The sequence below is a fragment of the Bradyrhizobium sp. BWA-3-5 genome, assembly GCF_032917985.1.
GTDB lineage: Bacteria > Pseudomonadota > Alphaproteobacteria > Rhizobiales > Xanthobacteraceae > Bradyrhizobium.
This window is the reverse complement of sequence record NZ_CP136626.1, coordinates 2,898,481-2,917,332: the sequence shown is the minus strand read 5'-3', so window position 1 is coordinate 2,917,332 and position 18,852 is coordinate 2,898,481. Positions and strand designations below refer to the sequence as shown.

Genomic DNA, 18,852 nt, shown 5'->3' with positions numbered 1-18,852 from the left:
CATCAGAGACCCCCTCGCGGCACGAAGAAGCAAAGCTCAACTCCCGTGTGCCGGTTAATGAACAGCACGGGGAGATGATCGGGAGTATCTTCTTCTTTTATGATGTCGGGCGGGATGATTTTCCACTCGCCATCTTTCAAATATTGCCACTGGTCTGAGCGATCTTCGCCAACCCTGAAACGGGTCTTGAATACGTCGCCATTGTCGCAGCAAGATTTCCAGGGAACTCCAAGTCGCTGGCGAGCCGCGGGGTTCATTTCCTGCTTGTTGAACCATTCGTGGTTCGGCATCGACGGGTCGTGCGCGTCAACCCGAATGGAAAACAAGACAAGGAGACCGACGATCACCGGTACGCGACCGAACGCTTTCATGGCAGCCTCCATTGTGGACTGTCATCAAACTTAGCATCCGCGAATCACACAAACTTCCGGCAACCAATCAGGCCACATTCAGAGGAAAATGGAATCTCATTTCTGATCGGCCCTCTCGTTTACGTGGCGCTGTTGTTTTCCCGTTTGTTTTTGACGCACGCGCTCCGCAAAATTACGGGCCTCCTGAACTTTCTCCGCTGCCGGTGATGCTCATTGCACACCGGAACGCTCAAGCAAAAAAGGTCCGGTGCTCCGTCTCTGCATCAAGTAACCGTGAGACGTGAGATAGTTCACATCTGAAAATCGCGCGTTGACCTAAGGCGTTGGCAAAACCCGGTTTCGGGAGGCGTGCGATGCTCTCGTCCAACAGCCAAATCCAGGGATTAGGTACCACCGTAGCGGTCGAACTTCTCGCCTTGCTCGCACTTGCGTTTGCCGTTGTCAGCTATGTCGAATGGTCGTCGAACAAGGCCGTGGCCGAATTTATGAGTGCATCCGATCCGAACCAATCCGCCGGATCTTCAGCCCCGGTTCAGCCCGCCAACGGACGGACGGGCTGCCCCAAAGGTAAGAAAGTGCTACCAACTCAATTAGCGCCCTTGCCGTGATCTGCGCGCCAATTCGGCCTGGCGCGCCTACGGCGCGCATCGTGCGATAAACTCGACCGGCGTTCGGTAGAGCTCGTTACTGTCACAGTCAGTGACGCGCACGGCCCATCCGGTCGAACACAGCTCAGGACGTACGATGCGAAGTTCGCTCGCAAGGCTCTCAGCCTTGTCGATCGCGTTTTCGGTATTTTCGAGGATCATGCCGCCTTGGCATTTGAATTCCGCGCCAATGACGAGATCAAAATTGAAGTATGGCATTGCAGCCCCCTGCCAGATTCCAATCGCAGGAAAACTAACCTGAGTCTGGCAGGTTCCTTCATTACATCTCTGATTTCGAAATCTGATTGTAGCCGGCTGTTGCGTTTCGGTATCGCGGAACTGCGTGCATCAATCTCGACGAGACACCGACGGATCATTCGGTTGCAGCATCCGGGTTATGAGAGTCTGTCTCGAAGACGCCGCGCCTCTGGCGACGTGCGACATGCTTCAATACTGGGCCTGATCAAAGCGGACGTGACGTAGCTATCGACCCGCTAATAGCGGCGGCCACCGACCGAGAACGACGACGCGCCGGGCAGCGCGTTGATCTCGCTGTCGATCCGGCCCGTCTGCTGGACGACGCCCACCCCGAGCGAGAGGCTGAGATTGGACGTCGGCTGGAATTCGACGCCGGCATAGGCGCTGGAGACGGGCAGCGTGCCGGACTTGGAGTCGAACGGCGCGAACGCGGTGCCCCCGATCCCGCTATTGTATTTCAGCGTGTCGAAGCCGGCATAGAAGGTGACGGGCGGCCCGCCGGCATTCTTCAGGCTGTAACCAAACTGCGTGCCTTCGCTGTAGATCGAACCGAAACCACCGAACGCACTCTGGCTGAGACTGCCGAAGCCCATGGTGTTGCGCTGGCTGCCGACAAAAAAGCCGTTCGAAAAATTGTAGCGCGCATAGGACGAGCCGTTGCCGAGGTCGCGGAAGTCGAAGCTCGGAAAGCTGCCGTAGGCGTTCGGGCTCTCGCCCGCCGCGCCGCTGAACCCCATCGGCCAACCCGGGATCCAGTAATTCACCGCCGCCTGCGCGTGGGCCGCTGGCGCGCCCAGTCCCAGCGTTGCCGTGAATGCGAGAGCAAATTTGCGTGAGAGCTTCGACATCTGCGCGACCACCTGATTGTGCCGCGATTATACGCAGAGCATATCGGGAACGCCAGAGTGGCGCGGCGGCGCGGTTCCATCGGCTCCCGCCGCATCGATCGCCACCTGTGGCGCAATGACTTCAATTTCCCGGCATGATGGCGGCAAACGCAGGCAGGAGATCGAGATGGATGACCTGATGGTGCGGACGGCGCTGCAGCGCCATTGGGACGCTTCGGATGCGAACGATTTCGAGACCGAGCATGAAATCTACCGAGAGGATGCCGTGCTTGATTATCCGCAATCGGGTGAGCGGATTCGCGGCCGGCGCAACATTCAACAGAGCCGGTTTGTCCAGCCCAACAAGAAGCGTTTTACGGTCCGGCGAATCATCGGCAGCGGCGACCTCTGGGTCACGGAATTCGTGCTGAGCTATGACGGCATCCCATCCTACGCGGTAAGCATCATGGAATTCCGCGAAGGCCTGGTGGCCAACGAAACGCAATATTTCGCCGATCGGTTCGACCCATCACCCTCGCGTGCGAAGCTCGTGGAACGGACGAACTGATCCGTCGGGCGTCGCAGTCCGATCCCGCGGGATCGGACCGCAACTTCGGACAGATCGTTACGCCGCCTTGGTCAGCTTCGCCTCCATCGGCAGCCCCTCCTCGATCGGCAGCGCGGGATCGCGCGACCACTCGTTCCAGGAGCCGAAATACATCCGCACATCCTTCACGCCGGCATTTTTCAGCGCGAGGAACGTGTTCGATGCGCGCGCGCCCTTGAAGCAGTAGAGATAGACCGGCGTGCTCTCGGTGATGCCGACGGTGGCGCATTCCGCCAGGATTTCGTTCTTCGACTTGAAGCGCGGCCCTTCCGCGGTCGGCTTCATCATGCGGTACCATTCGAGCCAGACTGCGCCGGGGATGCGTCCCTTGCGCGGGCAGAAATCCTTCCCGTAAGGCGACGAGCTTTCGCCGATCCATTCGTCGATGTCGCGCACGTCTAGGATGGCAATGCCTGGCTTGCCCACCGCCGCGAGCATGGTCTTGGCGTCGATCAAAATATCTCCCGCCTCGGGCAGAACTGCGAACGACGCCTTCACCGGCGACGGCACATCGGTCGTCACCGGCAGGCCTGCCGTCGTCCACGCGTCGAAGCCGCCGTGCAGCACCTTGACCTTGGGATAGCCGAGCATGGTGAGCAGATAATAGCCGCGGCAGGACTGGCCGAAGCCGGAATTCATCGACTGCTCGTAGATAACCGCCGTCTCCTTGCCGGAAAGCCCGGCGGCGCCGAACGCGTCGGCGAATTTGGTCTTCAGCTCGTGAATGCCCTCCGGCGTCGAGGTTGCGAGATAGGTGAAGATTTCATGGACGTTGACGGCGCCGGGGAGATGGCCTGCGCCATAGGCGTCGGGATTGCGGGTGTCGATGACGACACACGGCTCTTTCTTGAGGAATTCCGCGAGTTCGCCGGCAGTAATCAGAACGTCCGTCATGGCAGGCCTCTCCTGTTTTTGGGTTGCGGGTTGGTCGGTCGGAAGTCAGTGCTGGTCCAGCATCTTGCGAAGCTGCTTGGTGGCGGGGGTGACGATGGCGACGAAATAGGCCTCGCGAAGCCGGCGCTGGGCGCGGTGGCTTTGCAGATAGCCGCGCGCGCCGCAATGGAGCATCGCCGCATGCGCCGCCGCGACGCTGGCATCGCCGGCGCGCAGCCGCAGCGCCACCACCCGCCGCCAGTAGCTGTCGTCGCTGTTGTAGGGATCGCTCGCCAGCGCCATCGCCTCCTTCTCGAACTCGGCATGGAGCTCGCGAAACTGTTGCGGCTGCTGCGGCAGATAGCGGTTGACGTGGCCAAGTGGCGTGTCGACCTCGTCCATGATCTGGACGCAATCCTTGATCAGGCCTAGCGCCAAGCCGGTCTGCAATAAAATGAACCCGGCGCGAATTTTTTTGACGAATGGCCCTGCCGGCTCTGCCAGAATAAGTTCATCCGGCACGAACACGTCGCGGAACTGCACGGCATAGGTCCCGGTACCATCCATAGCCAGGAATGGCTTGCACGGCTGCAGCGTGATCGCGGGATCAGCGCAGTCGGCGAGGAACATCACGATCCCGGTGCCACCATCCTCGTCCTCGCGCTCGAAGATGGTGCCGAAGAAATGGTCGGGACCGAGGTTGGAGACCCAGGGCAGCGCGCCGCGCACGATGTAACCGCCCTCGACTTTCCGTCCCTTCAGCTTCAGCTTCTCAATGCCGAAAAAGCTTTTCATCGGGTTGGACAGCCCGGTGCCGCCGAGCAGCCTGCCGCTCGAAAAGCAGTCGCCGAAGCGTTTTGCGAGCTTCAGGTTGGTGGAATTGGCGACGTACCAGACCAGCGTCATTTGGCACCACGCCATGAAGGCGGAGGCGCCGCAGACCTCTCCGATCGCTGCCATCGACTGGATCGCGCAGCGCAGATCGGCGGGCCCCTCCTGCGGGACATGGCTGCCCCAGACGCCGACCTTGCCGAGGCGGCGCAACAGATCGCCTGGATAGTGCGAGCCGGCATCGATGGCGGGGGCCAGCGGCGCCAGCTCGTGACGCGCGATCCTCGCCACCTCGTCGACAATCGCAGGTGCGGGCTGATCCGATATTTCGACCCGCGATAAAGCCAGTGAACCCATGTTCGCCTCCCGCACCTCTTGCACGCGCCTGTTCGTCAGATCCCAACTTCGAGATTGACCGGGCGGATGAATGTGTTGGCGACCGGCGACCACTTCTTGACATGTGCGACCAGCGCCTCGATCTCGGCCGGCGCAACGCCCTCGCATTCCATATCGACCTTGACGCGGACATCGGTGAACCCGACCGGCTTCTCGCTGACGTCGCCGGTGCCCCACACCGCCGTGATGTTGAGATCGCCTTCCAGTTCGAGCTCGAGCTTGTTGACGATCCAGCCGCGGTGAACGGCATTGGCATGCAGGCCGACCGCAAGGCAGGAGCCGAGCGCGGCGAGCGAGGCCTCCGACGGATTGGGCGCGGTGTCGTCGCCCAACAGGCCCGGCGGCTCGTCCACGATGTAGGGCGCGAGGTTGCGGATGTAGTTGGCGTGGCGGAACTTGCCCTCCGCGACCGTCTTGCACTTCAAGGTCTTGATGACCTTCGGATTGGCCTTGCCGTTGGCGATGAGCTGCTCGAGCCCGCCTTTGTCGATCGGCGCGAGGCAGCCGGTGAGCACTGTTTTCTGGGCGACCGCGGTCATCATTTCTCTCCCTGAGGTAGGATACTGAACGTTCTGTTTCCTGCATTAAGCGTGCCAGAACCGGCCTAAATCAAAAGCCGAACGTCTTAAGCCGCTTACGGGCCCCTGCCCGGAAATTGATCAGCGGCGGGCTGCTCACGCGCGGTGCAGTTGCCGCACGCGCGCGATTATTTTCCGCGCAAAGATCAGCTTGATGATTGCGCCGCGGTTCGCTTAACTGGCGCGCATGGGCAAATCGGTTTCAAAGAAGAAGCAGTTCGCCGCGGGCGACGAGGAATCCGCGCGCGGCCGCCTGCTCAGCGCAGCGACGCATCTGTTCTGCAAGAACGGCATCAACGCCACTGGCATCGACGCCATCATCGACGAGGCCGGCACCGCCAAGACCACGCTCTATAAATTATTCGGCTCCAAGACCAACCTCGTCAACGCCGTGCTGGAAAGCGAAGGCAAGGCGTGGCGCGAATGGTTCATCGGCGCGATGGAGGATGGCGGCGGCGACGCACAGGCAAAACTGAAGCGGATCTTTCCGGCGCTGAAGCACTGGTTTGCCGAGGAGCGCTTCTACGGCTGCCCCTTCATCAATGCGGTCGCCGAGCACGACAAGCACGCGAAACAGTTCCGCACCATCGCGCTGCGCCACAAGAAGGTGGTGCTGGCGCACATCGAAAAGCTGGCGGGTGAAATGGGCGCGGCCGAGCCGCAGATGCTGGCGCATCAGCTCGCACTGTTGATCGACGGCGCCATCGTCGCTGCCATGGTTTCGCGCGATCCTTCGGTCGCGGATACCGCGGGCCTCGCGGCGGGCAATCTGTTCGGACCGGCGAAGGCAAAGAAGCCGAAGCGGACTGGCAGCGTTGCGGAGTTCGCCGCGGTCTGAAGGATCGGAATTGCTGATCGCGCTAAAGTGAAATTGAGGCAGGATCGACGTAGCCGCGGGCGAGCACGATCCCGCCGGCCACGATCAGAAGGATCCCCGCGGCGCGGCTGAGCCATTGGTGATGCGGCATCAGCTTCTCGAATGCGACATAAATCGCGACAGCCGCGACCCAGGCGAGATTCATGATGCCGACGACGAAGAGCAGCGCCATCAGAAACCAGCAGCAGCCGACGCAATAGCTGCCATGGCGAACACCCATGCGTAGCGCGCCCAGTGCATTCGGTTGCCAGTAGATCGAGAGAAACAGCAACGGACTCTGGCAATAGCGCAGACAGGCGCGCTTGATCGGCGTCATCTGATAGAGCCCGGCCGCTATCAGGATGACCCCGGCCAGCACATGGCTGGTGCTCGCCATCATCCCCGACAGCAGCCCAGCCTGATCAAGCGCCCACTGCAGCGAGACCGCGACGACGCTGAAGCCTGCCCAGATCAGGAGATAGCCGGCAAGAAACAGCCAGCTTGCGATGACGGGACTGTCTGTCGCCGCCTGCCGGCGCTTGACGGTGGCGAACAGCAGGATCGCGGGGGCGGCGCTGGGCACCATCATCGCGATCATCATCACCCACCACATCGCGAACATCAGGAGCGCCTGGCCCGCCGACCACGGCTCAGGGTCCATCGGCATGTCGGCCATGCTCGTGTCGATGCCAGCGCCGGCAAGCAGATAGCCCCAGGAGAACGCCACGACGGTGGCTATTCCGATGGCCACGATGAGGCGATCGTGTCGCAAGGTTTGCTCGAGCGACCAGATTCCGGTCATGAATCCGCCCCGCTGCTGGAACGGCACATCGCATTGACTTCGGGCGCGCGGCTAGGCCACGACGCCCTCGGGCGTCTGCACGACGTTGGCGAGCGAGCTATGCGTGCCCTGCGTCTCGAATTTTATGGCACCGTTCGAGCGGATGTTGGCCGAGGCAACCTCGGCAGCCCGGTGTTCGAAACCCTCCGGCATGACGACCTGAATGCGGTGCGGCAGTCCTGTCACCGGATTCTTGATCGGCTCGACGTCGGTTTCCAGCACGCCCTTGGCTGCCATGCGCGCAACGCGCCCATCCCTGTCGAACGAGAACTCGAACGGCGCGAACACCGGCTCGTGGATTTTCGTCACAATCAGGCTGAGGATCTGGAATAGCGTTCCCTCGGCGGAGAACTTGCCCGACATGATGTTGAACAGCGCCTCGCGCTGCTCGCCCGTCGCGCGCTCGTCGATGATCGGTTGCAATTGGCCATTACCCTCGTGCAGCGCACCGGGAAAATGCACGACGGCCGCAAATACCAGACCGTCGAGCGCTGTGTTTTCGAAATGCCCCTTGGTGATCCGCATGCCGACGGCGCCCTTGCAATAACCTTGCGTTGGCTTGGCATTGAAATCGCACGGGCAGCCAAATGCGCAGTTACAGTTCTTGATCCATTCGCCTTCGAGACGCCAGTCAGATGTCGCCATTGCACACCTCCTCTTGCGTTTTCGATCGGACTGCAGCCGCTTGAAATGCTCCTGGGCCGTCAAAGGCTCGACAATGCGAGCGGGATCAGGTCGGTGAAAAGCTCGCTGATTGGCGTCTTGCGGCGTCTGGTCCCAACAAGAGAAGCTTACGCCGTTTGTGGCCCCGAGGACAGCGACCGATGGGTGTGCAATGCCGCCCGGTCGCGCGAATGTGCGCCCCTCATACCTTACGCGTCTGCCACCAGGAGGGTGGGCGTGGCGCTAGCGCGCCTGTGCCGCTACGGCTTTTTCCAGCCGCGCCAGTTCCGTCGCGAGATCCGCTTCCACATCCGCCACCCGCATCTCGACGACGCGGTAATCACGTGCCTCCAGCCATGCCTTCCGCGTCGCGCGGTCGGCGACGATGGCGTCCGACTCGTTGGGGTTGACGAGCTCGATCGCAAGCCGATGAACGAAGGAGACGAAATCCGGGATATGGCGCCCGACCGGGGTCTGGCGCTTGAACTGGCCGGCGAAGCGGCGGTCGCGGGTCAGCGATTGCCACAATATCCGCTCGGCATCGGTCGGATTGCGGCGGAGCAACCGGGCGAGCCCCCGCACGGTCGAACTGTCGCCGGGCGCCGATGGCCCCTGTCCGTGCTCGGCGAGCAGCGCCCGCAGCCGGGTCGCCTGCTCGCCGTCGAGCACGCCGCCTTTGGCCGGCCCCTTGCGCCCTTCCGCAATCGCCATGACGACTCCATGCAGCGTGTGCATGTCCTGCTTGGTCGGGTCCATCCGCGTAAAGATGTTGCGCAGGTTCACCAGCATGGTGTCGCGCTTCTCCTTCGGGCGGAGGAATTCGACCTTGTCGAGTTCCCGGACCAGATTGTCGAAGAAGGCCTGCATCTGATGTTGCGATGCCGGTTCGGAGCGCTCCGGCATTGCGAACGGCAGCGCGCCGCCGGTCGAATGCTTGAACCACTCGTAACCGACCAGCAACACCGCCTGTGCGAGGTTGAGCGAGGCAAAACCCGGATTGACCGGAAAGGTGATGATCCGGTTGGCGAGCGCGACCTCCTCGTTCTGCAAACCCCAGCGTTCCCGGCCGAACAGGATGCCGGCTCCGCCGCCCGCCCCAACATGGGCCACGATCTCGCTCGCCGCCTGTTCCGGGCCAACCACCGGCTTGGCCTGATCATGGGCGCGGGCGGTGGTGGCAAACAGCAGCGTCAGGTCCGCGACCGCCTGCTCGACGGTCTCGAACAGCTCGGCCCGCTCCAAGATGTGATCGGCGCCCGCCGCCGCCCGCTGCGCGGCGATGTTCGGCCAGCCGTCGCGCGGATTGACGATGCGCAGCCGCGACAGCGCGAAATTGCCCATCGCCCGCGCGGCCATGCCGATGTTCTCGCCGAGCTGCGGTTCGACGAGGATCACAACAGGTCCGGCCAAGTCCAAACCAGTTTTGGATTTATCGGTGCCGGACATTTCGTGACGTCACTTTCTGATTCAACTTCCGAAGTTGATTCGATCTTTGAAGGTTTCGAACGCGACGCGCGACGATTCAAAAATGGCGAAGCGTCGCCAGTCGGACGGCGGAGCCAATTCGCAAAGCCCGCCGAGCGGCTTACTAGCCTCTCTGCAGGCTTGCTCAAAGCCTTAAAGGCGGCTCGATCGCTCCGTCGCTTGCGCGCGTTAGACTTTCGGATAGGCTAACAATCACAAACAAAGCGAAGCTGCAAACCAGCCTGAAAGCCGGGTTCAACGGCGGAATTTGGGGAGGCGTCCATGCGCGGCAGGTGGTCGTTGGCGATTGTCAGCATGGTCCTGATCCTCATGGGCGGCCTGCTCGCCCATTTCACCCAGACCGCCGGCGATATCCGGATCGAGGATATCAGCTTCAAGGGCGCCAAGGGCAACACGATGAGCGCCCTGCTCTACATCCCGCCGAACGCCACGCCGCAGATCCCCGCTCCCGGCATCCTCGCCGTCCACGGCTACATCAATTCACGCGAGACCCAGGACGGCTTTGCCATCGAATTCGCCCGCCGCGGCTATGTGGTGCTGGCGCTTGACCAGACCGGTCACGGCTACAGCGACCCGCCCGCCTTCGCAGGCGGTTTTGGCGGCCCCGACGGCCTCGCCTACCTGCGCAGCCTTGAGATCGTGGACAAGGACAATATCGGCCTCGAAGGCCACTCGATGGGAGGCTGGGCCGTGCTCGCTGCGGCAGCCGCGATGCCGAACCTCTACAAATCGATCGTGTTGGAAGGCTCCTCGACCGGCAAGCCATTCGCCGCTGAGGGCACGCCAAGCTGGCCGCGCAACATGGCGGTGGTCTTCGCCCAGTACGAGGAATTTCCGGTCCTGATGTGGGAGGTCGACAAGGCCCGCGACGTCGTCAAGAGCCCGAAGCTCTGGGCCGTGTTCGGCACGCAAGGGCCGGTGGAGCCAGGCAAGGTCTACGGCGATATCGCGCAAGGCACGGCGCGCGTGCTCTATACCCCCGCCATCACCCATCCGGCCGAGCACATCTCGCACCAGGCCATCGGCTACAGCCTCGACTGGTTCGCCAAGACGTTACAAGGCGGCACGCCTCGCCCGGCCAGCGACCAGATCTGGTTCCGCAAGGAAATCGGCACCGGCATCGCGCTAATCGGATTTGTAGCGCTCCTGATCGGCGCCTTCGACGCGCTATTGGAAGCGCCGATGTATTCCCGCCTGCGGCTGCCCGAAATCGCAGACGGCACCATGCCGGAGCATGTGGCGGCAACCGGCCGCCGCTGGACCGCGGCCTTCATCCTCTCGGCCTTTATTCCGGCGCTGACCTATTACCCGGCGTTCGCGCTGGGCGGCACGTTCGTAAAGCCATCCGCCGTCCTGCCGCAGGGCATCACCAACCAGGTCCTGGCCTGGGCCGTCATCAACGGCCTGATCACGCTCGGCCTGATGCGGTTTGCGCCGAAGCGCGCCAGCCGTTCCGGCATCGTGCTGCCGTCGGTCGTGATCGCGATCGCCAGCGTCGCGATAGGCTATGCCGCGCTATGGCTTGCCGACCTCGCCCTCAAGATCGACTTCCGGTTCTGGATCGTCGCGGTCAAATTGATGAGCGCGAAGCAGTTTTTGATCTTCCTGATCTATCTCGTACCATTCACGGCGTTTTTCGTCATTGCACTGCATGTCCTGCACCGCAATTTCTCGACCATGGCGGCACCCCGCAGTGCTCTATATCTGACCAATGTCCTGGCGCTGACGCTGGGCTTCATTGTGCTCGTCGGCGGGCAGTACGCCATCCTCTGGCTGACCGGCGCGCTGTTCAACCCCCTGCCCGATCCCGGCTTCGTGCCGCTCTCGACCATCGTCGCCATCCAGTTCATACCGTTGCTCGCGATCTGCGCCGTGATCGCAACCTTCACTTGGCGGCGAACCGGCTCCAGCCTGCCGGGCGCCCTGATATGCGGCCTGTTCGTAACCTGGTATGTGGTGGCGGGGACCGCGACCCAGGCGGCGTTCTGAAACTATCGGAGCCGAACCGGGTCCGCGCGCGGAAAACCAAGCCTCATGTCTTCGCAACACCAGCGCTTTCGCCATACGCCTGCCCCTTCAGGTGCATCCTTGATCGGCCGCCAGCGCGCCGGACAATTGGCGTCGAGCGGTACCACTGGGGCGCTGCAGGCGGCACGCGCCTGCCCGGATGCGTGGTACCGCGTCCAGGCCCTCGCCTCGGTCGCGGAATACGCGGACGGGAAATTGGCCGCCTCGATCCTGGAAGAAGCGGCGCGCGAGGCGCAATCGTGTCACGACGCTTATGGCACCGTCGCCGTGATGGCGTGGCCGATCGGCGTGGCGTTCAGGCGGGGACTCTCCGCCTTCGCCGGGCGCGAGCTCGCCAAATGTCTTGAACTGGCATCCCAGATCGAGCCCCGCGCATCGCAGGCTTACGCGCTCGAAAAGCTGTGGTGCGCCTGCTTTGCGGTGGATCCCGGCCTTGCCGATCTAGTGTGGCGCCGGATTCTGGAGCTCTGCCCTCCGGACCGGAGCTGGCGCGCCGCCCGGCTCTATCTCCACCTCGCGGAAATCCACCACGGCCATAATCGCAGCGCCGCCGCCGTGATCCGCGCCATGCCGCCGGGCAAGACGCGACGCTGGCTGGAGCGGCGCTTCGGGCTTGCCTGAAACCGGCCTTGCCGGCAGCGCAACTCCCTTTTAACCCCATGCAATCCGAGCCTGAAAGATGAGCTAAAGTGGGGCCCGCACCAGCTTCCGCCGGCCGGTTTGCGGTGGTATAGGCCCCCCTATAATCACCCACCCCGCCCCAAACGCGCGGTTTTCCGAAAAAGGCCCCCTCCGTCATGGCAAAAATCAAGGTGACCAACCCCGTCGTCGAACTCGATGGCGACGAGATGACCCGGATCATCTGGCAGTACATCAAGGACAAGCTGATCACCCCGTTCCTGGATGTCGAGCTCTTGTATTTTGACCTCGGAATGGAATACCGCGACCAGACCAACGATCAGGTCACGATCGATGCCGCCAACGCCATCAAGAAGGTCGGCGTCGGCGTCAAATGCGCCACCATCACCCCCGATGAAGCCCGGGTGAAGGAATTCGGCCTGAAGGAGATGTGGAAGTCGCCGAACGGCACCATCCGCAACATCCTCGGCGGCTGCATCTTCCGCGAGCCGATCATCTGCAAGAACGTGCCGCGCCTGGTTCCGGGCTGGACCAAGCCGATCATTATCGGCCGCCACGCCTATGGCGACCAGTACCGCGCCACCGACTTCAGGTTCCCCGGCAAGGGCACGCTGACGATGAAATTCGTCGGCGAGGACGGCACGGTGATCGAGAAGGAAGTGTTCAAGGCCCCCGAGTCCGGAGTCGCGATGGGAATGTACAACCTCGACGATTCCATCATCGACTTCGCCCGCGCCTCCTTCAATTACGGGCTGCTGCGCGGCTACCCGGTCTATCTCTCGACCAAGAACACCATCCTGAAAGTCTATGACGGCCGCTTCAAGGACATCTTCCAGGACGTATTCGACCGCGAATTCAAGAAGGAGTTCGAGGCCAAGCGGCTCACCTACGAACACCGCCTGATCGACGACATGGTGGCCTCGGCGCTGAAATGGTCCGGCGGCTATGTCTGGGCCTGCAAGAACTACGACGGCGACGTGCAGTCGGATACGGTGGCGCAGGGCTACGGCTCGCTCGGCCTGATGACCTCGGTGCTGCTGACGCCCGACGGCAAGACCGTGGAAGCCGAAGCCGCCCATGGCACGGTGACCCGCCACTACCGCGAGCATCAGAAGGGCAAGGAGACCTCAACCAACTCGATCGCGTCGATCTTCGCCTGGACCCGCGGCCTCGCCCACCGCGCCAAGCTGGACAACAACCCGCAGCTCGCGAAATTCGCCGACACGCTGGAGAAAGTCTGCGTCTCGACCGTCGAGGAAGGCTACATGACCAAGGACCTCGCGCTCCTGGTCGGCGCCGACCAGCGCTGGCTGTCTACGACCGGCTTCCTCGACAAGGTCGCCGCCAACCTCGAGAAGGCGATGGCGGCGTAAGCCGTCACCCGCAAAAATCCTACCCTCGGCGTTGCGAGCCGACGGGTCGGGCGAATGCCCGCCCGATGACAAGCCCCAACAAGCAATCCCTCGACCTTAAGTCGGTGGATTGCTTCGTCGGTTCTGCGCAAAATTGCTTTGCAATTTTGTCGCGGGCGGCTCGCCGCGACGACAATAACAACGACGGAGCAAATTACCGTGTCGCTCACCAAGCGCATCGCGCTCATTGCCTTCTTTCTGGCCGGCTCGCTCGTCAGCGCGACTGCCCAGGCAACGCTTCCCGACGCCATCGCCGCTCCGGGCGAAACCGCGGTTCTCACGCTGCACGCCGAAGGTGCCCAGGTTTACGAATGCAAGACCGGCCCCGACGGCACACTCGTCTGGGTGTTTCGCGAGCCGATCGCGACGCTTTTCCAGGACGGCAAGACGGTCGGCCGGCATTATGCCGGACCGAACTGGGAGTATAGCGACGGCAGCGCGGTGGTCGGCCAGGTCACCGGCACCGCCCCCGGGCAGGTCGCCATGGACATTCCCTGGCTGAAGCTTGCCGTCAATGCCCGGCGGGGCAACGGTGTTCTCAGTCCGGTGACGACGGTGCAACGGATCAACACAGTCGGTGGAAGGCTCACTAGCGCCTGCTACAAGGCGGGCACCTATGAAAGCGTCCCCTACTCGGCCGATTACGTGTTCCTGCGCAAGGGCTGATGCGGCGCAGGCCATTCGCCAGACGGCGGGTGCCACCGGCACGATGACGGGCTGCCGCCGCTGGCGAAACTACAAACGTCTGGCTGCGAAGCAAGGCGCTGCCTTGCGCGCTATTTGTCGGAACGCGGCAGCATCCGAAGAAGCGTGCGGTCTCGAAATACGCAGTGATGGATCAGTGCGGCGGCTGCGTGAAAAATCGCGAGGACTACGAGCGCATGGGCCAGAACTTCATGTACCTCCTTCACGCTACGGGCGAAGGCACGATCCTTGAGCCACTGTCCGTCTCTCTTCCGACGGTTTCAGGACCAGAAACGTGTCGGTTTGATTAAGTCCCATCGGATCGAGGCCGAGTTCGTCCGATCCGGTACTGGCGACTATTCCCGCGACATCAGGTACGCGCGACAGAATGGCGGCCTGAAGTCCCGCATTGATCGAATTGGCCTGATCGAGATTGACCGACGGAATTGCTTCAACGCTGACGATGATGTCGCCTTCGTCCATGGTCGGCATGAACGTCTTGCCGAGTTGGGTGTAGGCAAAACCCGCGGCAATCAGGGCGACCATCGCCGCACCCATCACCTTGCGCTCGTTGGCCAATGCCCAGCCGAGCGCGGGCGCATAGCCTCGGGAGGCCAATCTGAGGAGCCATGGCTCACGGTGCGGGGCCGCCTTGAGCAGAAACGAGGTTGCAACCGGGATGACCGTGAGCGCCAGCAGCAATGAGGCGCCGAGGGCGAAGATAATCGCGAGCGCTACGGGAGTGAACAGCTTTCCCTCAAGCCCCTGCAACGCAAGCAGCGGCACGAAAACGATGATGATGATCAGCACGCCCGTTGAAACCGGCTCCAGGACTTCGCAGACCGACCGGAACACTGTGTGGATAAGTGGTGTCGCCACCCGTTCCTGATCCTTGCTTAGATTTCCGACGATGTTTTCGACAACCACCACCAGCGCATCGATCAACATGCCGATGGCGATCGCCAGACCTCCCAGACTCATCAGATTGGCCGACATACCCACGGCTCGCATGATCATCAGTGCGATCACGATCGCAAGCGGCAGGCTAACGGCGATCACCAGCGAGGCTCGCCAGTTGCCTAGGAATAGCAGCAGCAGAGCGATAACCAGAACCGTGGCTTCGCCCAGCGCCCTCACGACGGTTCCGACCGCGCGACCGACCAACTGGCTTCGGTCATAGAACACGTTAATGGTAACGCTCTTCGGGAGATTAGGCTGCAGTTCCTGAAGCCGCTGGCGGACATCGCGCACAAGCTGACCGGCATTGGCGCCGGGCAAGCCAAGCACAAGTCCTTCGACCGTTTCGCCGCGGCCGTCGACGGTGACGGAGCCATACCGCGTCAGCGAGCCGATCTGAACCCGTGCAACGTCGTTGACCCGGATTGGAATGCCGTCCCGGTTTTCGACCACGATGGCCTTGATATCGTCGATCGAGCGAATGCTTCCTTCGATGCGGACAAGGGCGCTGTCCTCTCCCTGGTTGACGCGGCCGGCGCCATCGTTGCGGCTGTTGGTCTCGATCGCCCGCCGAAGCAAATCATACGAAATGCCGCGTGCCGCCAGGGCATCGTTGAGCGGCACGATCTCAAAAGCCCGGGCATGTCCGCCAAGCGAGTTGACATCGGCGACCCCGGGGACGGTTCGCAAAGCAGGGCGGATCACCCAGTCGAGAAGGCTTCGCCGCTCAGCCAGCGTTAGATCCGGACTGTCAATCGTGAACATGAACATTTCGCCCAGCGGACTCGTGATCGGGGCAAGGCCGCCCGTCATGCCTTCCGGAAGATCGCGCGCAATATTGGACAGCCGTTCAGAGACTTGGTTGCGCGCCCAATAGATATCGGTGCCGTCCTCGAAATCGATGGTGATGTCGGCGAGCGCGTATTTTGTCGTCGAGCGAAGGATCTTCTTGTTGGGCAATCCCAGCAATTCAAGCTCGATCGGACCCGTGATCCGCTGCTCAACCTCCTCGGGTGTCAGACCCGGTGCCTTCATGATGACCTTCACCTGCACAGGCGAAACGTCAGGAAATGCATCGATCGGCAGGCCGGGCAGAACGGCAACGCCGGCACCGACAAGCAGCAGGACGCTCAAGGCGACAAACATGCGCTGCGAAAGCGCGAAGGCGACCAGACGCTCGAGCATCACTCCGCTCCGAGCCGCAGCAAAATCCCTCGCAGGGCGGTGATGCCGCTGACCGCCACTTCGTCCTGTTCCGTAATCGCACCGGACACCACCACGTGGTCCTGGTCCTCGGCGAGGAGCGTCACGGGCTCCAGCCGAAATCCACCCTCGATCGCAACAAAGACCGATGCCTTGTCCCCGCGGCGCACAAGCGCGCTGTAGGGAAACTCCCAGGCGCTTTCACCAGCGGAGAGAAAGCTGACTCGCGATGCTGCGGTTTGCCCGGGTCGCAGTTCGCCCGAATTCGGCACTTCTGCTCGCACCAAGACAGTCTGGGTCGCTGCATCTGTTGTCTCCGACACCAGCACCACCCTGCCAGGCGACGCGTACCCCTCGATTTCTACCCGCGCGCCCGGCTTGATGGCGCGAATGCTCGACGCCGGAATCGCAATCTCGGCCCACAGCGTCGACAAGCGTGCGAGCTTGACGAGCGGCGCCGCCTGCTCAACCCGCTGGCCCGGGGAAACCACGATTTCCACCACGGTCGCCTGCTGGGGCGCGGTTACCGAAATCGTCGCCATGATGGCCGTCTCGCTGGTGAGGCGCGAAATTGCCATATCCGACAGGCCGCTTAGTCGAAGCATTTGCCGCCGTTCGGCCAGCACGATGCTCGCCTGCCGGGCTTCGGTCTGGCTGGTCTCCAGGACGCGTTGCGGTATCGCTTTCCCTTCGAACAGGTCGGCGTTCCGTTTCAGTTGCTGGGCAGCAAGCACGTCCTGCGCGAAGGCGTGCAGGTAGTCACGCTGAAGCGACACAAAGCTCGGGCTCTCAAGCGTGACCAGCGCCTGGCTGGAGTCGACCCGGTCGCCTCGTGCGACCGACAAGCCATTGACCATGCCGGCCACCGGAGCGCTCACGACCCACAATTGGGGAGTTGGGATAACTATCTGAGCGGGATATGCCAGTGTCTGGTCGGTCCGGCTCGAAGCAGGATGTACGACACGAACGCCCAAGGTTTGTGCCTGAGCAGGACTGACCTTTACCAAGTCCTCAGCGAATGACGTGCTTGCAGGACCAATCAACGCAAGCCCTAGCCAGGTTCGAATCAACCACCGCCATGAGCCAACATCCTGGATCGCCTGAGCGACACTCATCGGCAAGAAACCATGTGATATGCAACGCCGCTAAGTCGTGGGTTCCGGACGTCTTGATTAGTCCATCCCGGTTGCTGTGCCTTGATTTGCGTCAAGCGATGACGGGCCGGACGCGGCTCGCTGTGCGGTTTCGCCTGGGCGTTCTGCGAGCCGGTCGCAACGCTGCGGCTCGACGGCAAGACCGTCGACCGACACCGTTTCTCGACGGGAAGTAGCTGATCGCTCGTGCTATGGCTAACCCATCGCCACCTTGTCGCCCCGGTGCTCGCGTCCGTCGAGCCACATCGTGCCGAGCGCAAAGGCCAGCCAGCCGAAATTATAGACAAGGCCGATCATCAGAACGATCCAGCCGGGAATCGGTCCGACCGCGGCGCGATCGACAAATTCAGCCACGGTTGACGCGGGCGCCGGATGGATCGCGATCTTGCCGTAATAGGCAATCACCTGGACGGCGAGAATCCAGACATAGTTGCGGCGCAGCCGCCGTCCTGCCGCGCGGACAAACGAAATGTGGTGGCGGGGCGCGGTGTAGTCGCGCCCGAGTATCACCTGCCAGCTATTGTCGCGGGCCTCGCCGGTGAAGATTGGCGCGTAGAAGTTCGTCTCCATCCACCGCGCCCGGGCGCGCCAGACATTGAAGTAGCGATAGCGCCGCGCCTCCATGCCAAGGAACACGGCAATGAGCAGGCCTACGAGAAGCAGTGGTAGCGGTGAGGCCTCCGGGCTCGAAAAGGTCGTCGACAGGGCGATGCCCATGGTAACGATCGCCCAGTTGGTCGTGTTGTCGAGCCGCGTTCTCCAGATCGTCGAGCGGTAGACCTCGCCCCGGTAGAGATGAGCGATGGCGCCCATTTCGGCAGAATTGAAGCTATGTTGGTGCTGTATTTCGCTGGAAGCCGTGACAGACATGGCGGGACTCCGGTTGTCCGAACCGCAGATCACCGGCGCTGACCGGCAGAGTCCACATCATCAACGCCGATGAACCTATCCGGAATTGTGACACCGCAACTATGCTCGCCCTGACTCCGAATTGCCAGCGACAGATCGAGCAATAGAACGCTGCACCGCACCACTCCACGTCCGCATTGGGTCGCGCGTTCTGGCTGCAATGACGATGACATCGCCAGTGATCGTGAAACACGTCCGTTGCGTGCGCTTGAGCCGCTTACGGGGTAGCTTCCCACTTGTGCTTATCTACCTCAGCGAGGGAGACCTTCGTAGTCCCGGCTAAGCCAAGCACACGGGCGGCTCCGGTCGACAGGTCTATGCACCTTCCCTTCACGAATGGGCCGCGATCATTTATCCGAACGGTGACGCTTCGCCCGTTGGAATGTGAGGTGACCGTGACGTGGGAGCCGAACGGTCTGGCGCGATGTGCCGCAGTCATCGCATTTGGATTCATGCGCTCCCCCGATGCGGTTCGGCCACCACTATAGCCATAGCGAGAAGCAATACAGGTTTCGGCGAATGCCGGCGCAGACAGACAGGCGAGCGCCAAGACGGCGCTGATCGGACGGATCATCGTTACCCTTCCAGGATCGAGGCCCCATTGGCGAACTGCCAACTTTTCCCAAGCCTCTA

At 62.2% G+C, this 18,852-nt stretch carries 18 protein-coding genes and 2 pseudogenes; 7 read left to right on the top strand and 13 right to left on the bottom strand.

Annotation, left to right across the window (positions count from 1 at the left end):
* Positions 1-2 precede the first annotated feature (2 nt).
* Entirely contained in the window at positions 3-371 is a 369-nt protein-coding gene (locus RX331_RS13890; protein WP_317257091.1) for a hypothetical protein, read from the bottom strand.
* Positions 372-724: 353 nt separating this feature from the next.
* Here RX331_RS13890 and RX331_RS13885 point away from each other — a divergent pair, with 353 nt between their 5' ends.
* Positions 725-979 (top strand): hypothetical protein, encoded by a 255-nt coding sequence (locus RX331_RS13885; protein ID WP_317257090.1) that lies wholly within the window; start codon positions 725-727, stop codon positions 977-979.
* A 533-nt stretch (positions 980-1,512) separates the two neighbouring features.
* Here the strand turns inward: RX331_RS13885 and RX331_RS13880 are convergent.
* Positions 1,513-2,124: a hypothetical protein gene (locus RX331_RS13880; protein ID WP_317257089.1), complete on the bottom strand. Its 612-nt coding sequence runs from the start codon at positions 2,122-2,124 to the stop codon at positions 1,513-1,515.
* Positions 2,125-2,290: 166 nt separating this feature from the next.
* Between RX331_RS13880 and RX331_RS13875 the strand changes: the two genes are divergently transcribed.
* Complete coding sequence (locus tag RX331_RS13875; RefSeq protein WP_317257088.1) at positions 2,291-2,671, top strand: nuclear transport factor 2 family protein; 381 nt, start codon at positions 2,291-2,293, stop codon at positions 2,669-2,671.
* Between the two features lie 57 nt (positions 2,672-2,728).
* Here the strand turns inward: RX331_RS13875 and RX331_RS13870 are convergent, their stop codons facing one another.
* Genes RX331_RS13870 through RX331_RS13860 form a run of 3 tightly spaced genes read right to left on the bottom strand, consistent with a single transcriptional unit; the run spans position 2,729 to position 5,349 of the window.
* Positions 2,729-3,604 carry a sulfurtransferase gene (locus RX331_RS13870; RefSeq protein WP_317257087.1) on the bottom strand — a complete coding sequence of 292 codons (876 nt, stop codon included), beginning with the start codon at positions 3,602-3,604 and terminating at the stop codon, positions 2,729-2,731.
* Positions 3,605-3,649: 45 nt separating this feature from the next.
* Entirely contained in the window at positions 3,650-4,771 is a 1,122-nt protein-coding gene (locus RX331_RS13865) for an acyl-CoA dehydrogenase family protein (RefSeq protein WP_317257086.1), read from the bottom strand.
* Between the two features lie 35 nt (positions 4,772-4,806).
* Positions 4,807-5,349, bottom strand: coding sequence for an OsmC family protein (locus RX331_RS13860; RefSeq protein WP_317257085.1), 543 nt, complete (start codon positions 5,347-5,349; stop codon positions 4,807-4,809).
* A gap of 226 nt (positions 5,350-5,575) precedes the next feature.
* Here RX331_RS13860 and RX331_RS13855 point away from each other — a divergent pair, with 226 nt between their 5' ends.
* Positions 5,576-6,226, top strand: coding sequence for a TetR/AcrR family transcriptional regulator (locus RX331_RS13855; protein ID WP_317257084.1), 651 nt, complete (start codon positions 5,576-5,578; stop codon positions 6,224-6,226).
* A gap of 22 nt (positions 6,227-6,248) precedes the next feature.
* Here the strand turns inward: RX331_RS13855 and RX331_RS13850 are convergent, their stop codons facing one another.
* From RX331_RS13850 to RX331_RS13840, 3 genes are all read right to left on the bottom strand, one after another.
* The gene (locus RX331_RS13850; RefSeq protein WP_317257083.1) at positions 6,249-7,046 is read right to left on the bottom strand and encodes a DUF2182 domain-containing protein; all 798 of its coding nucleotides are present in this window, start codon (positions 7,044-7,046) and stop codon (positions 6,249-6,251) included.
* 51 nt (positions 7,047-7,097) lie between these two features.
* Entirely contained in the window at positions 7,098-7,730 is a 633-nt protein-coding gene (locus tag RX331_RS13845) for a DUF1326 domain-containing protein (RefSeq protein WP_317257082.1), read from the bottom strand.
* A gap of 261 nt (positions 7,731-7,991) precedes the next feature.
* Positions 7,992-9,194 carry a TrmJ/YjtD family RNA methyltransferase gene (locus RX331_RS13840; protein ID WP_317257081.1) on the bottom strand — a complete coding sequence of 401 codons (1,203 nt, stop codon included), beginning with the start codon at positions 9,192-9,194 and terminating at the stop codon, positions 7,992-7,994.
* 300 nt (positions 9,195-9,494) lie between these two features.
* Between RX331_RS13840 and RX331_RS13835 the strand changes: the two genes are divergently transcribed.
* From RX331_RS13835 to RX331_RS13820, 4 genes are all read left to right on the top strand, one after another.
* Positions 9,495-11,222 (top strand): alpha/beta hydrolase family protein, encoded by a 1,728-nt coding sequence (locus RX331_RS13835; RefSeq protein WP_317257080.1) that lies wholly within the window; start codon positions 9,495-9,497, stop codon positions 11,220-11,222.
* A gap of 45 nt (positions 11,223-11,267) precedes the next feature.
* On the top strand, positions 11,268-11,882 hold the full coding sequence (locus tag RX331_RS13830; protein ID WP_317257079.1) for a hypothetical protein: 615 nt from the start codon (positions 11,268-11,270) through the stop codon (positions 11,880-11,882).
* A 176-nt stretch (positions 11,883-12,058) separates the two neighbouring features.
* On the top strand, positions 12,059-13,273 hold the full coding sequence (locus tag RX331_RS13825) for an NADP-dependent isocitrate dehydrogenase (RefSeq protein ID WP_317257078.1): 1,215 nt from the start codon (positions 12,059-12,061) through the stop codon (positions 13,271-13,273).
* A gap of 216 nt (positions 13,274-13,489) precedes the next feature.
* A complete protein-coding gene (locus RX331_RS13820; protein WP_317258119.1) occupies positions 13,490-13,978 on the top strand; it encodes a DUF3455 domain-containing protein in 489 nt (162 codons plus the stop codon).
* Between the two features lie 110 nt (positions 13,979-14,088).
* Here RX331_RS13820 and RX331_RS13815 read toward each other — a convergent pair.
* The 5 genes and pseudogenes from RX331_RS13815 to RX331_RS13795 form a co-directional block, all read right to left on the bottom strand.
* Positions 14,089-14,253 (bottom strand): annotated as a pseudogene (locus RX331_RS13815) (cytochrome b); the annotation flags it as partial.
* Positions 14,252-16,138 (bottom strand): annotated as a pseudogene (locus RX331_RS13810) (efflux RND transporter permease subunit); the annotation flags it as partial. The pseudogenes RX331_RS13810 and RX331_RS13815, both read right to left, overlap by 2 nt.
* A complete protein-coding gene (locus RX331_RS13805; protein WP_317257076.1) occupies positions 16,138-17,271 on the bottom strand; it encodes an efflux RND transporter periplasmic adaptor subunit in 1,134 nt (377 codons plus the stop codon). The gene RX331_RS13805 and the pseudogene RX331_RS13810, both read right to left, overlap by 1 nt.
* A gap of 234 nt (positions 17,272-17,505) precedes the next feature.
* On the bottom strand, positions 17,506-18,180 hold the full coding sequence (locus RX331_RS13800) for a DUF2270 domain-containing protein (protein ID WP_317257075.1): 675 nt from the start codon (positions 18,178-18,180) through the stop codon (positions 17,506-17,508).
* A gap of 256 nt (positions 18,181-18,436) precedes the next feature.
* Positions 18,437-18,793, bottom strand: coding sequence for a septal ring lytic transglycosylase RlpA family protein (locus RX331_RS13795; protein ID WP_317257074.1), 357 nt, complete (start codon positions 18,791-18,793; stop codon positions 18,437-18,439).
* Between the last annotated feature and the right edge of the window lie 59 nt (positions 18,794-18,852).